The 14706-nt window shown below is 38.5% G+C and carries 9 protein-coding genes and 2 pseudogenes; all 11 read right to left on the reverse strand.

Features of this window, described 5'->3' with window-relative positions:
- On the reverse strand, positions 1-181 hold a 181-nt coding region (locus ACYQ4S_RS08245), incomplete at its 3' end, for a hypothetical protein (protein WP_459770500.1).
- A 431-nt stretch (positions 182-612) separates the two neighbouring features.
- Positions 613-1296: an N-acetylmannosamine-6-phosphate 2-epimerase gene (locus ACYQ4S_RS08250; RefSeq protein ID WP_459770501.1), complete on the reverse strand. Its 684-nt coding sequence runs from the start codon at positions 1294-1296 to the stop codon at positions 613-615.
- Positions 1297-1320: 24 nt separating this feature from the next.
- Positions 1321-4416 carry an alpha-mannosidase gene (locus tag ACYQ4S_RS08255; RefSeq protein WP_459770502.1) on the reverse strand — a complete coding sequence of 1032 codons (3096 nt, stop codon included), beginning with the start codon at positions 4414-4416 and terminating at the stop codon, positions 1321-1323.
- A gap of 18 nt (positions 4417-4434) precedes the next feature.
- On the reverse strand, positions 4435-6027 hold the full coding sequence (locus ACYQ4S_RS08260; RefSeq protein ID WP_459770503.1) for an FAD-dependent oxidoreductase: 1593 nt from the start codon (positions 6025-6027) through the stop codon (positions 4435-4437).
- Positions 6020-7558 (reverse strand): DUF4127 family protein, encoded by a 1539-nt coding sequence (locus ACYQ4S_RS08265; protein ID WP_459770505.1) that lies wholly within the window; start codon positions 7556-7558, stop codon positions 6020-6022. The genes ACYQ4S_RS08260 and ACYQ4S_RS08265 overlap by 8 nt, the downstream gene beginning before the upstream one ends.
- 10 nt (positions 7559-7568) lie before the next feature.
- Positions 7569-9266 (reverse strand): ROK family protein, encoded by a 1698-nt coding sequence (locus ACYQ4S_RS08270; protein ID WP_459770507.1) that lies wholly within the window; start codon positions 9264-9266, stop codon positions 7569-7571.
- Between the two features lie 26 nt (positions 9267-9292).
- Positions 9293-10108, reverse strand: a complete 816-nt coding sequence (locus ACYQ4S_RS08275) for a carbohydrate ABC transporter permease (RefSeq protein ID WP_459770509.1) — start codon at positions 10106-10108, stop codon at positions 9293-9295.
- Positions 10109-10119: 11 nt separating this feature from the next.
- Positions 10120-11043, reverse strand: a complete 924-nt coding sequence (locus ACYQ4S_RS08280; protein ID WP_459770510.1) for a carbohydrate ABC transporter permease — start codon at positions 11041-11043, stop codon at positions 10120-10122.
- A 90-nt stretch (positions 11044-11133) separates the two neighbouring features.
- Entirely contained in the window at positions 11134-12510 is a 1377-nt protein-coding gene (locus tag ACYQ4S_RS08285) for an ABC transporter substrate-binding protein (protein WP_459770511.1), read from the reverse strand.
- Positions 12511-13176: 666 nt separating this feature from the next.
- Positions 13177-14147: pseudogene (locus tag ACYQ4S_RS08290) on the reverse strand (IS3 family transposase); the annotation flags it as partial.
- 45 nt (positions 14148-14192) lie between these two features.
- Positions 14193-14441 (reverse strand): annotated as a pseudogene (locus ACYQ4S_RS08295) (transposase); the annotation flags it as partial.
- Positions 14442-14706: the final 265 nt, after the last annotated feature.

Below are 14706 nucleotides of genomic sequence, written 5' to 3' on the forward strand. Positions count from 1 at the left end.
GATACACCTCATTTTCAGATTGCTCTTTTATATCTTCGTAGGAGAGATTAAATCGATCTGCTCGTTGGAAGACATCACTAACTGAACTACGTCCTACTTTCTGTGTTTTAGCAATCATGTTTCGAGAGAAACCTTGATCTCGATACTGCATCACTAACTTCACTGGAATCTTTCTGGGCATAAAAATAGCCTCCTTCATGTATTTTTTAGAAGTTTTACCTTCTAAAATTACTATACATAAAAGAGACTAGTAAGTGGACTTGATGTGCGAATTGATTGCCTTGAAGTGCAAATTCGAGCAGATAGCAGAGGCGGACTTGATTCGTGAATTGGTGGACTCGGATTGGGTATTGATGGACTTGTGAGCGCGAAATAATCACCTGAGTTATTGATTCATAAAATTCAATTTTATAGCCATATTTCGAAAAAATAGTTTTAGGTTAATACAAAAAAATCTGCAGGAACACATACATATCTGCACACATAAAAACAGAGTAGCAAATAACTACTCTGTTTTTATGTTTAACTTTTTAAGATCACTGTGTTCCTAATTTTTTCTAAGCTGTAAATAGGAGGCAAATAGACACTTATTTCTAAATTAGTATCTAGATATTATCCTATCGCGTCTGCAAATGTTTTAGCAATCAGTTGAGGACGTGTTATCGCACTACCGACGACTACTGAATGGGCTCCGGCTTCAAGACAACCACGCATTTTTTCCGGTGTGTCGACACCACCCTCAGCAATTACAGGACAATTAGTCTTTTCTATATACGCTTTAAGCAGTTCATAGTCGTTGCTGAAAATATCCTGCCCTTTTGAATAATCGGTATAGCCAACGAGGGTAGTTGAAATCACATCAAAGCCTATGCGGTCTGCTTCAATACCTTCCTCTAAAGTAGACGTATCAGCCATCAACAAAACATCTCCATATTTTTCTCGAATAGCCTGGACAAAGGTCTCCAGACTCTCACCCTCTGGTCTTTTTTGACTAGTTGCATCCAGTGCAATCATGTCGCATCCGGCTTCCATCAGTTCGTCGATTTCTGTCATCGTTGCAGTAATATAAACATTAGAATCGTCATAATCTCTTTTGACTATTCCAATAATGGGTAAATCAGTTTCTTCTTTAATCGCTAAAATATCTTCTTTTGAATTGGCACGAATCCCAATTGCTCCGCCTTCTTCAGCCGCTTTAGCCATTTTACTCATAATAAATGAACTATGAAGGGGTTCGTTATCCAGTGCCTGGCAAGACACGACAAGTCCACCTTTTATTTTCTCAATCATTAACATTCTCCTAGCATTTATGGTTTACATCTAAACTGTTACTAAAAAAGTCTTTATTTCATATGGTTTGATGTTGAAAGTTATCTCACCATGATGGACAGAGTTTGAAAGAGGCCTCTCCATTAGGTCGCATTCTACCCACTCTTTTATATCTAATGATGTAGACAGATTAACTCTTGCGCTGGCACCTGCATATTCGTACAACCTTATAATTATCTTATCTTCTTTTTCTGCTTTTTTGATCGTATGAAGTATGACGTTCTCAGCATCAATCTTGAAGAAGCTGTCTCTTGTTAATAGACTTTTACTTGCCTTTACAGGCTTCAATGGATTATTTAAATCCCATGCTTCTCTTTCGACATTCCCTTCGTACCAGTCACCTGAATGAGGCAAGATGGAATACGTAAAGTCATGCATTCCTTTGTCAGCTTCAGGATCCGGATGAATGCCCGATTTAATCAGCGATAAACGCATAATGTTGTCCTTAATATCATAGCCATACTTACAGTTGTTCAACAATGCGATACCATAGCTTCTCTCTGATAAGTCAGCCCACTTATGAGCAACCGTTTCAAACTTTGCATAGTCCCAGCTGGTGTTCCAGTGGGTTGGTCGTTTGACATTCCCGAACTGAATATCATAGGTTGCTTCTGTTGATCTCACTGTAACAGGAAAAGCGACTTTTAATAGTTGCTGAGATTCATCCCAATCAACCTGAGTTTCAAAGTCGATTCTTGGACTGTTTTTATAAAAATGAATACGCTGACTAATGGTTGATTTATTATATGCCCATACGACTTTGAGTGTGGCACGTAGGCGGCCCTTTTCAACCCATTCCATTTTAATCAGCTGTGATACAGGGTATTGTTTCTGCTGGTAGTAAATATCAATATCCCAGGCATCATAGGTCAACGGCTTGTCTTCAAAAACCTGCAATTCGTTACCCACTTTACCTTCTTCTATCCATTTCTTATTAAGACGCCTGTCATAAAGTGAGGCAATCTGACCCATTTCATTGAAACGAACACTGTAGTAGGGTGTAGTGATTGTGTGTTCTTTAATGTCAAATACTTCCTGCTCATCACTAACACTTTGACTAAAGCCACTCATTTTTGAAAATGAATAAGGTTTTATTTCAGGCATGAAGACTAAAGTACCTTCTTCTGTTTCTTGAGTTTCAACAATCTCTGTGTCAAAATTCATTTCAGTTTCTTCAGTCAATAAAACATGACTCGACCGAGTAAAGGAATCTGAGTTGAATAAAGCCCATTCGGTGCTCTCCTCTTTACAAAAGCGGTCATAGATGTCTTTTATTTTCTTGTCTGCCGTTTCAAATTCTTTGAAGGCATCCTCGTAGACTTCTTTAATGGACGTTCCTGGAATAATATCGTGAAACTGATTTCTTAATAGAACTTCCCAAATAAACTGAATGTCTTCTTGAGGATAGTTATCAAAGGATTGTTCATTAAGGCAAGCTAGCGTACAGTAGGCTTCAAGGTTCTTTAGACGAATTTCAAATTCTCGGTTCAGCTTTTTAATTTTAGCCTGACTTGTGTAAGTCCCTCTGTGATACTCCAAGTACAATTCGCCATCCCAAGTATGGACGTAACGGTCTGTATCACTAATATTCTCGTGAAGTTTTTCAAAGTAATCTTTGGCAGTTGTCTGTTTCACGTCAGGTAGACCAGGCATTTCGCTTGCACTTCTTTGTATTTCAAGCATTTCTTTCGTCACACCGCCTCCGCCATCACCATAGCCATAAGCAATAAGTAGGTCCTGGTTGATGTCTTTGTTGCGGTAATTCTGCCACAGCTCACTTAAGGATTCAGCACTCATATCGCCATTATAGGTGTAATACCATAAGCCGTTCTGATCTGGCGTCGTGATGAAATGAGTCAGTACTTCTGTTCCATCTATGCCTCTCCAGTTAAATGTGTCATGCGGCATGCGATTATATTGACTCCAGCTTATCTTAGTGGTCATAAAGGTTTTAATCCCACTTTTCTGCAGTATTTGTGGCAGTGCCCAGCTATAACCGAATACATCTGGGAGCCATAAATAATCAGATTCCACACCAAATTCATCTTTCAAAAAATGGTAGCCATGTAGAAATTGTCTGACAAGTGATTCTCCTGAAGGGATATTGCAGTCTGCTTCAAGCCACATTCCCCCTCCGACTTCCCATTTTCCTTCATTGACTTTTTCTTTAATCTTCTGATAAATCTCCGGAAAATCTTCTTTAAGGTACTTGTACAACTGGGGCTGGCTTTGTAAAAATGTGTATTCCGGATACTCGTCCATTAAAGCCAAGACAGTTGAAAACGAGCGAGCTGTTTTTTCTCTTGTATGCTTGAGCTGCCAAAGCCAGGCAACGTCGATATGAGTGTGACCAATAGTATGAACAGTCGCAGGATGATTCACCTTAAGATCAGCTAATTGATCTTTCAGTAACTGATTGGCTAGTCTTATTGACTCATAAAAGCCATCACTTTTCGGTTCTCTCCAGTCAATTTGCTTTAATGAGTGATCAATAACAGTGGATAGCTGACTCAGTAAATTGGCATCCGTATCTTTCAGAAAAAGTAAATCAACTGCTGTACGAAGTCTCCAGTAATAGTCATCCACTTCACTATTTAGTTCCGCTATATACGCCTCATTAAATACATGCTTTTGCGTTATATGCTTGCCGCCTGCCTCAATGCCGGACCACAACCTTATATCAAAGGCGTGTGTCTTTCCCTGCCATTCTTCTTTCAAAGTAATTTCTCTATGATTTTTATCCAGGCCATGATAGGGAGACTTATCAACAAAAAGGAGCGACTCCGTTCCGGAGCTGTTACCGTCTCCGGTCACGCCAAAATCGAAATAAGCTACGAGCGAATGTCCTTCCATTGGAACAGGTAAATCCACCTGCTTGTGCAGCCATACATACCGGTCTCTGCCAGTCCAGTAGTCTCCTTGTTTAAAATAGTCTTCTGTATTGTCTGAAAACACAGGTATGCCAGGCGCAATCAAGTCACTGGCATCTTCTTCCATGCAAAAACTATCAATCGGATACTTTTTGGTGTACCGGTGCTGATGCACTTCCTTGACCCGCGAGAGGAATTTTTCTTTTTCCCAAAACATATGATTATCCTTTCTTGATTAGTCTGACTTTAAGACTTCTTGTTTTACTGAATCCGGCCAGTGAAGTTGTACACCCTGTTCAGAAATAAGCTGCTGAAATAGCTGAGTTGCTTCAGTTGATCTTGCAACTTTTTGTGCAGTCAACTGTTTATCTATCATGTAACTGCTTAGGTAACCGGCCACTTCGCCAATATTCCACTCAGTTGGATGAAGACGATAGCAGCCATTCGTTATATGAGTCGTTCCAATATTTTTGCAACCGGCAATTAAATTCGTCACCTTGACAGGAATCAATGATTTTAAAGGTATTTCGTAAGGATACGTCGGAATATACATACTTCTTTTTGACTGCGTTGTTGTGTGCAAGTCAAGATGATAGCTCCCTACTCCTACACTGTCTTCGTATTCCTTAATGCCATCAGATTTTCGGCTTTCTATACTGACATCTTCTTCTTTAATAGTATATAAAGACTTTATTCGTCTAGATTCTCTAATGTAGGGATACTTGGCCAAACCATCTTCTGTATCAAATAGATCTTTTCGCAACCTCAGTTCAGGATAACCCTTGCTCCCTCCTTCTCTAGGTGCTTCCGTCTGAAGCCAATAGAGTAGAGATAAACTGAGTTGTTTGGACTGTTTTATATGCTTATTTTTTTCTTTCTCCGATACATCAATAATTGACCCTAAGAAGTAATCATTTTGCGGCCAATTAATCAATGAAACATCTCCCTCATAAACCGGGTCTTTAAGTAAGGCTTTCGAAAAGGCTCTTCTATAAGTAAATAGAGCAGGTTTTTCTTGTTTGTTAGGAAACAAAGCAAATGTCTGGACAGAACTTTCATCATTCTCATGCCCGACTCGCCAGTCTAGTAAAGAATTGAAGTGATAGGGAGGAATATAATTTCTCCAGAAGTCATAGTCTTCAGGTTTTTCTATCGTAAAGTCACCATTTTCAATGTAATCAACCCCAAATACATAGGTAAATGACTGCATATCCTGAGAATTACTATCTTCAGGTGCATTCTGTTCACCTGTTTGAGAGCGTCCCTCAGAACCTAGTACATAATCAACATGTGCTAGAGGTAAAAGATCGCCGCACTCCGTTGCATCCACTACCACATCAAAAGAGACAGAGAGCTCTTTTTCAGTGAAGACTGATTTAAAGTCTACTGTTTTTATCGTATCATTTTCTAAAATACAATTAACTGGTTTGACATGTTTAATCAATGTTATTCTGCCACTATTGATATAGGGCGCCAGCATATCTTCCAGTACTTTCAAGGCTACTTTCGGTTCATGACTTAACCTGGATACCCATGCTTCTCCTGGATTCAACTTGGAATCATTTAGTGCATTTTCATTCAACGGATAATTATCTTTATAATACTGTCTGACACGATTTCTAAACTGTCGATATGTATCGGTACAACCAGTTTCTTCAATCCATTGGTGTTCATCTGGCGGTACCCCCTGGCTTGTTAACTGACCGCCAATCCAATCCGTTTCTTCAGTTAAAACAACGTTTTTATTTTCCTTTGCAGCTGAAAGGGCAGCTAGAGTACCACCTATGCTCCCTCCAACAACAAGAACCTGTGTATTGTATTTAATCAATAAACTCACCTGCCATAATAGTTAGATTAAATGTTAACTCTGTTTCAAACATCCTATTCCAAGGGCTCCTTGAAGCTAAATGACTGATCTCAATTTCTTCAGTTAATTCAGGAAAGTCTTCTTTAACTACCCTTAGTATGTCTTCACTGACTAAATGGTTGATACCTTTAGCTTTATCCTGCAAATCAAAATAGTTCAATCCTTCATCTTCAAGTACCGTTTCAGTCATCTTCATCCTCACAACAGCCTGATAAATATAGTCATCCAGCAAATGATAAATGTTTGTCTTTACCGTTTTTTTACTTAAACGGTCAGCCACGCACCCCTGAGACAGAGTAGTTCCGAGTGTATTCGCATTCGTGTTCCATCCCTTATAAGAATGCAGGTTTAAAAAGACCTTTTCCTGAAAGAGATAATCCAACAGTTCTTTGTCTCCACCATTTGAATAAGCACAATCCGCAACAATTACTTTCTTCCCAGTTCTTAAGCCTTCTTTTATCCTCTCAACAAATGTCTGGATGTCTCTGAAAGAATAATAAGTGGAATCCACTTCTTTTTGCTGCTCCCAAGATTCCTGCATAACCTTGCCGGGTGTGTTATAAGCGAGAATGATATCAGCATCGTTCATAGAATCCACTAATCGCCCATTCACGGCTAAGATATGCTTCTTTAATGTTTCATTAAACGGCCGATCTTCATAGTTTGGTATGAGAGATGGGCCTAGGGTGCTGCTATAAAAAGCAAAAATCTTTGGTTGTCGTCCTTTTTGTTCATTCACTAGACGCGCCAGTAATGACGCTCCCACTTCATCAGAGCCAGGATAAACCAGTGTCTGCTGTCTGAGTTTTTGTTTATTGATGAATTCGAATACTTTTTTCTGATCAATAGCCGTATAGCCAAATTCAGCACTATCATCTTGAGGAACAACAATAAAATCGATAATGCCTTTTGAGATTAAACCAAGCATTGAAAACGACGTCTCAAGATTATACGCCCTTCTAGTCTCGTAGTCGGCAATGACTTCTTGAGGAGTTTCATCTGCAGCTTTTTTTAATTGCCTTTCCTCTTCCTCGGATAAACCCATTCGCTTTTTCTTATCTTCTAAATATTTCGACAGAAAAATTGATTGCCCGTAGTCCTCATAATAATCTGGTTCCTCATCAGATGAATTGTACTTCGGCGTTCGCATAACAATGGTTGAGGAAACTATCTTAATGTCGGGGTTTTTTTGCTTGATTTTAGTTAACCTGTCCAGCATCTCCTGACGTTTGCCCTCGTTTAAATGGTGCAAGCGTGACGGAATCAGCCCTCCGTATAACATTAATTCCGGACTAAAAATCAGACCATCGCAGTTGGCAGCCTCTTTTCCGACCCATTCCCATAATTTTTCCGTTAAAGCAGCCTTCTTTTTACTTCCCAACAATTTTACTGGTGGCATCTTCAAATGAATGTCAGAACCAGTGTCTGCTATCATTTCTACAATTGTCGTATTACATGGTCGTTCATCTATAGGAAGATATAAAATATCCATGGTGCACTCCTTAATCAATAAGATTTAACTTAGATACATTTTCCTGTCTTTTTTCTGTTTTTATTTCAGATTTCAAAAGAGCATCCGTTAGCAAGTCCATAAAGAAATAAAAGGAAACCTCATAGGCGTTTGTTCGATCTTCTTTTCTTGAAAATGGAAGAATCGCTATCTTATCTACACTTCTAGCCAGCGGTGAATCAGTTTGAGAAGTCAGTCCAATTGTTTCCGTAATCTGGTTGACCTCTTTTGCATAGTCAACTAAATTCGTGTCATAGCCTTCCACATCAAAAATAAGCACTTTTATATTATTGTTGAGAACTTTTTTGGATAAAGTTCGCTGCGAGATATCTGTAAACAGCTGGACATCGTAACCAAATTCCAATAGCTTATCTTTCATAAAAGTCAGCTCTTTCTCAAGTGCATGCTTACCGACTAAGAAGAACCGTTCATTAGTTGTCAGTGTCTCTTTTATAAGATTAATATCCTTTGCTACTGCACTTTCCTCAAAGCGGGCAATAACATCATCGTACACTGTTTTAATTGAATGGTAATGATTGCTCCGATTTTCCATTTTCTTTTTGCTGGCGGTCGCTCGACTGGTCAGCATTCTTAAATTGTTGAAAGAACCTACGTCAATTTTTTTAGTGAAGCGACTAATTGAAGCTTCTCCTACACTTATTTTTTTCGCCATCTCATTGATGGTCAAGTTAGGAACTTCTGATAAATTATTCAGGATATAGTCGGCAATAACCAATTCTTTTTTTGTCATTTTATTACGGTTTGAATCAATTGACGTCACAATTTTATTGATAGGATGCAGGGCTTCTTTTATCATGAAATTTCTCAAAGCCCCGATAAGTCCGGCATCATTCATATTTCCAGCAAATTCAATTTTTGTCTGATTTAATATAGTTGGAACCATGATTTCTTTTAGCTCATTGTAGATTAATGGCTTGAGGTACTCCTCTTGTGCCGAAATACCTCCTCCAATAACGACCATTTCTGGATTCATCATATAGATGATTGTGGAAATTCCCTTGCTTAGATGTTTGACCATTCGATTGATGCCATCGATGCAGTCCTGATCCCCTTGTTTAGCTTGTTCAAAAATAATTTTCCCGTTCAAGGTCTTTGAATCCACATTTTTTCTTTCTGAGACATCTTGAATCAGGCTACTGGTAGCTGCAACCTGCTGTAATGTCTGCCCTTCATTTATCAGCATATAGCCAATTTCGCCACCTGAATAACTAAAGCCAGTGTGCAGTTGATTATCCAAGATATAACTTCCGCCAATTCCTGTTCCAATTGTCAGACAGAAAAGACTTTTAGCATTTTTCCCTTTGCCTAGCCACGATTCTGCCAAGCCGGCACAGTTCACATCATTTTCTACTTCAGTTGATAATTTAAACGCTTTTTCCAGTTCATCCTTGACTGACAGACCCGTGTAGTCTGGGATGATATCAGGAGTCGCATAAATGATTTTCCCCAGTCTCGAATCCACTTGCCCGGCTGTACTAACGCAAATGCCTTCAACAGAATATTCTTTAAGTAGTTCGCTTCCTAAATGTATTACTTTATTTAAAATAGCATGGCCACCTAAGTGAGCATCCGTTTCTGTTTCTGCTTTGTACAGCAATACGCCGTTTTCATTAATAATTCCATATTTGATAAGACTGCCGCCAATATCAATCGTTAAAAAATTTCTCACTTTTTTCCACCTACATTCTAAATAATTTAACCTTTAACCGCACCTTTTGTTGTGCCGACAAAATACTTCTGCAACCAAATAAATATCGCTAGAGATGGAATAGTTGTTAAAAGAGAGGCTGCACTGATTAATTTTATATTTGCCCCATCAAAACTTTGAGATAATTGTGCAAGTCCAATAGATAAAGTGTACATATCACTATCAGTAGTATTTATTAAGGGCCATAGGTAGTCACCCCAAGTAAATGTGAATGTATAAATACCGAGTGTGATAAGTGTCGGCTTTATCATTGGTAAAATAACCTTAAACCATACTTGTAATTTGTTGGCTCCATCCATATACGCTGATTCTTCTAATGCTTTTGGTATTGTTAAGTAGGATTGCCTTACAAGAAAAATACCAAAAGCTGTCCCTACTTGCAAAACAATTAAACCGACGTAACTGTTTCTTAACCCTAAATTACCGACCAGATTAAATAGCGGTGCCATGAATAATTGAAAGGGTACAGCCATAGTCGCGATAATCGTTATTAAAATGATACCTTTTCCTCTAAAATCCATGCGGGCTAATGGATACGCAGCCAGACTACAAAATATAATATTCGCCGGAACAGCTATGAACACTGCAATGGCTGTATTAATTAAGTATTCATCAAAACGAGCTTGTCTAAAGGCAGTAATATAATTCTGAAAAGTCGGATCTCGCGGAAGGAGATAAGTGAAGACACCTTCTGCTGGTCCTTTTAATGAGATAAATAATGTAAATATAAATGGCCCTACTGTAATAAAGACAAAAAATACAATTAGTATATAGAGCCAGAATTGATTTTTAATTTTACTCATAAGAATCCCCTTTACCCTTTCAGATCTCTTTCTTTTCCACTATTCAGTTTCAACTGAACAATAGACCCAAACGCTGCTAGAAGTAATAGGACTATTCCAGCTGCTGATGCAGTACTGACCTGTAAACTTCTGAATTTGTCGAAAATGTAAATAACTAAAGTAGTGGTTGAACCAGCTGGTCCACCGCCAGTAGTCAAAGCAATTTCTTCAAAGACTTTTAGTCCATTAATTATAGTCATTATGGAAACAAGTGTGACACTCGGTGCCAGCATGGGCACTGTGATTTTGAAGAATTTTTGAATTGGATTTGCTCCGTCTATGCTTGCAGATTCATACACTTCATCAGAAATTGACTGCATTCCCGCTAGATAAATCATCATATAATAACCTAAGCCTTTCCATACCGTTATTATAGTGACCGCTAATAGTGCTGTAGCTGACTGCATTAACAAGTTGGTCGGTCTATCATATAATCCAAGAAAATGAACTAAATTACCAATAAAGCCCGACTCTGCATATAGCATTCTCCACATTAAGGCTGCTACGACCATTGGTGTCACGACAGGCGAGTAATAAACAACCCGAAAGAAGCCGATGCCTTTTACTTTTTGATTAACTAAGGATGCAATAATCATTGGTAGGAAGATGTTAAAGGGTAAGACAATCGCCAAAAATAAAAGTGAATTCATCAATGCTCTTCTAAAAAGAGGATCCTGAAATATAAAACGAAAATTATCAATCCCTACAAATTCCCCTTCTCCTGCTATGAGAAGGTAGTCTTGCACACTCCATAAAAAAGATTGAATAATGGGATAAATGTAAAATGTTCCAAGCATTAATAGAGCCGGCAACATAAACAACCAAGGGGTTAGTGGACTTGACTGCTTTCTTTTTCTAAGTCTAGTCTGTCTTTCGCTGTTTAAAGTTAGTTTCAACTGCTTTCCTCCTAAATCTTACTTTCTATGCTCACTCTTATTAAGTAAAGACTATCTAATTAAAGATAGTCTTTACAAGAGAGTTATCAGTTAGAATGAAACATCAATATCTGAGTTGCTGAACGACTGTGTCCATTCATCAGCTAATTGGTTTAGTCCTTCATCAGCAGAAACATCACCAATCATGACTTCAACAAATTTATTTCGTGTCATTTCTCTTAAGTCAAAGTTATTGCCTGTCAATGGAATCAATACCCGTGCTCTTTCCAAGGCCTGTGCACCTTGCTGAATACCAGTCGCTTTAGGCGAGTCACCCGGATCAGTAAAGTAGTCATCTTCTAATGATTCGACAGTTGATGGCAAAACAGTTCCGGCTAATTTAGCAAATTCAAGCTGGTTTTCAGCATTTAGAACAAATTCTGCAAAGGCCACAGCTGCTTCAGGGTTTTCCGTATTAGCTGGTACAGCCAAGTTCATAACCGCAATATTCATCGGTGCGTCTTCGCCATCTAGAGGTTGGCCAGCTTGTGATGCTTCATAAACAGATGGGGCTCCTGATTCAATAGGACCTAAGAACGTAATACCACCTTCAACTAATGATAGATTTTCGTTCATGAATAGTTCCTGTGCTGCACCAATTGAACCTTCAGCGTTTTGCTGGCTGATCAACCCTTCAGAGTACATCTCTTGGATGGTTTCAAAGAACTCTAAGATGTCTTCATTGTTGTGGAAAACAGCTTCTCCATTTTCAACAATATTGTCTCCATCAGCTATGGTCACCATCTTTTCCATAATAGTATTTCCATCATTGATGATTTGGAAGAAGGATGGATTACCTGTTTCTTCAGTTATAGCCCTAGAAACCTCATGGACTTCCTGCATACTTGATGGAACATCCTCAATACCTGCTGCTTCAAAATGATCTCCGTTATACCAGCTGACTGTTGTTGTTAAGTACCATGGTAGCGCAAACAATTCATCGTTGTAGTAGCCTGCCTCGAAAGCTCCTTCTACAAAACGAGAAGAAATATCATCATCTAAGTAGTCTTCCATATTGAGAAGCCCACCCTGGCTTGCAACATTAGCCATGTAGTGTGGATTCAAGTTTACAACGTCCATAGCGTCACTACCTGTCAGCGATGTCAATACACGCTGTTCCATTTCGTTTTGGGGCGTATCCTGAATGGTGACTGTAACATCAGGGTGCATGTCTTCAAAATCACTTTTTATCTCTTCAAAATATCCATCAAAAGGATCACCTGATAAAGACGCAGTCCAGAAAGTGATTTCTCCTGATAAATTACTTGAGTCTTCGGTAGCTTCGTTGTCATCAGTTTCTGTCACACTTTCATCGTTAACGTCGTCACCTGAATCAGAATCGTTAGTGTCGCCGTTTCCACAACCTGCCAGAACAAGGGACAATAATGCCGAACTAAATAAAAACTTATTTCTTAATGAGATAGTCATTTTTTTCTCCTCCATTAATCTTATTTTCTTTATACTTTGAATTATACTGAAGCGTTTTCAATAAAGCAAGCATTTCTGGAATCTTTTTTCTAAATTATTTATTTTTTTGGAATTAACTTTCTTTCTAATAGAAAATCAGTAGAAAAGTTACACTGAAATTTTAAATGAATTGGATTCGTAGGCAAAAAAGTCCCCTACAACAAACTCACATTTCGAGTTCTGTCATAGGGGTATTTGATCAAATCTATTTAACTGTTAGGCTAAATTATCTTTTCTTATTAATGAAGTGAGCTGCTGAACCAGCACCGACGCTTCCTAGACCGACTAAACCAATGGTCTATCTTAGTGTAGCTGTTTCTGTTAAGCATTCACCTACAATTAATCTAAACCTTCCCCTTAACCCCCCGCAATATATGCTTGTTTCGTCGCGTCATCCGACAAGGCATACTTATATAAGTCTTTATACACAGCTTGAATTTGTTCGGGTGAGATTATCCTAGGTGATTCTGCTATATCCAGTTTTATATTCCGGATGAGTCGGTCCCTTTTGATAACTTTTACATTATTAGACTGCAGTGTGATTTTTTGAATTTGAATCTTTAGCTAAAAATGACTACTGCCAGTTGAATGTACCAGCGGGAGGTGCGGATGTTTTTTTGGACTTTTTCAAGCAACTAAACCTAGACTCTTTCTGTATTCAATCGGACTGAGTCCTCCAAGGGATAGCTTGATTCTTTTATTATTGTACCAATGAAGATAGTCATCTAATAGTTCGATAAACTCGTCAATCGATGTGTTTTCCCATCTAAGGCCATAATAGAACTCGTTTTTAAGTCTTCCGAAAAAGCCTTCACAAGCCGAGTTATCTGGGGAACAGCCTTTTTTAGACATGGACTGTGTCAAACCGTTGGTTTTAATCCGTTTAATCCATCCTGGCCATCTGTAGTGTGCACCGCGGTCAGAGTGTACAATTGGCTTTGAATCGCCAGAGAGTGTCTCAAGCGCTTGATCAAACATACTATTAACTAGTTCGGCATTCGGTTGTGTACTGATTGTCCAACTGACTACAGCCCCATCAAAACAATCAATAATAGGGGACAAATAAATTTTTCCGGCAGAAATCCGAAATTCTGTAATGTCCGTCAACCACTTCTCATTGGGTTCTTCAGCTTTGAAATTTCGCTGAATATGGTTAGGTGTAGCGGGAGTTATCTCACCTGCATAAGAACTATATTTTTTCTTTTTGATTGACCGAACGGTGAGCTGTTCTTCTTTCATAATCCGTCTGATGACTTTCTCGGAAACGATAATATGTTGTTTTTTTAGAGCTTCATGCATTCGACGGTAGCCATAGGAACTACGATTTTCTATAAAAATTTCTTTGAGCAAGGCCCGTAGATCAGCATATTTGTCCGGTAAAACAGACTGACTTCTGTGGTAATAGTAACTACTCTTGGCTAAATTTAAGTTCTCAAGCATAGATGTCAAAGGATAAATAGTTTTCAAGGCATCAATCACCCATGTTTTTTCTTTGTTGGAGAGTTGTTTTGGATTGATGCCCGATTCTTTTTTATTAGTTCGGAAGATTTTTCTAATATATCTTTTTCCATTCGTAATCGATAAACTTCTCGTTTTAAACCATCAACTTCATCTTTTAATTCTTCTAAGTGAGGACTGTCAGGCATATTCGACATATTTGGTGGAAGTTCCTCTCCAACGAGCTCCTCTTTCCAATCATAGAGCGTTTTTCGAGTAACCTGTAGTCGCTCAGCAATGTTTTGGACAGAGGTTTCTCGGCTCACAAGATGGATAACGGCCTCTTTTTTCTGCTCTTGAGAATAGTTTAACTTACTGCGCCTGATTTTACGAGCTTCAGGAGCAAGATCCTTACACCAATCGCTTAGGCTATTTCTGTCTGGATAACCCAACATGCGAACAGTTCTAGAATAATTGCGACCGTATTCGATATAGTGATTGACAGCAAACTGCTTCTCTTCTTGCGTAAACACACGGTTTCTTTTTGAGGTTCTGGAAAGATCGCCGTTCACTTCATATTCTTTAAACCATTTCACTAGTGTTGCATTAAAAATTTAACTGTTTCATGATATAAAAAAGTCCTTTATAATGGGGTTGGATGACTTATCCAAGACCAAAACAAAGGACTTACAACATGGATAAGTATAAAACAAAAATGAC

This window comes from Alkalibacterium sp. s-m-28 (genome assembly GCF_054658175.1).

Excerpts from the sequence above, each read along its gene's own strand:
- ACYQ4S_RS08250 (WP_459770501.1), bottom strand. The coding sequence starts at position 1,296 with ATGTTAATGATTGAGAAAATAAAAGGTGGACTTGTCGTGTCTTGCCAG.
- ACYQ4S_RS08255 (WP_459770502.1), bottom strand. The coding sequence starts at position 4,416 with ATGTTTTGGGAAAAAGAAAAATTCCTCTCGCGGGTCAAGGAAGTGCAT.
- ACYQ4S_RS08265 (WP_459770505.1), bottom strand. The coding sequence starts at position 7,558 with ATGGATATTTTATATCTTCCTATAGATGAACGACCATGTAATACGACA.
- ACYQ4S_RS08275 (WP_459770509.1), bottom strand. The coding sequence starts at position 10,108 with ATGAGTAAAATTAAAAATCAATTCTGGCTCTATATACTAATTGTATTT.
- ACYQ4S_RS08285 (WP_459770511.1), bottom strand. The coding sequence starts at position 12,510 with ATGACTATCTCATTAAGAAATAAGTTTTTATTTAGTTCGGCATTATTG.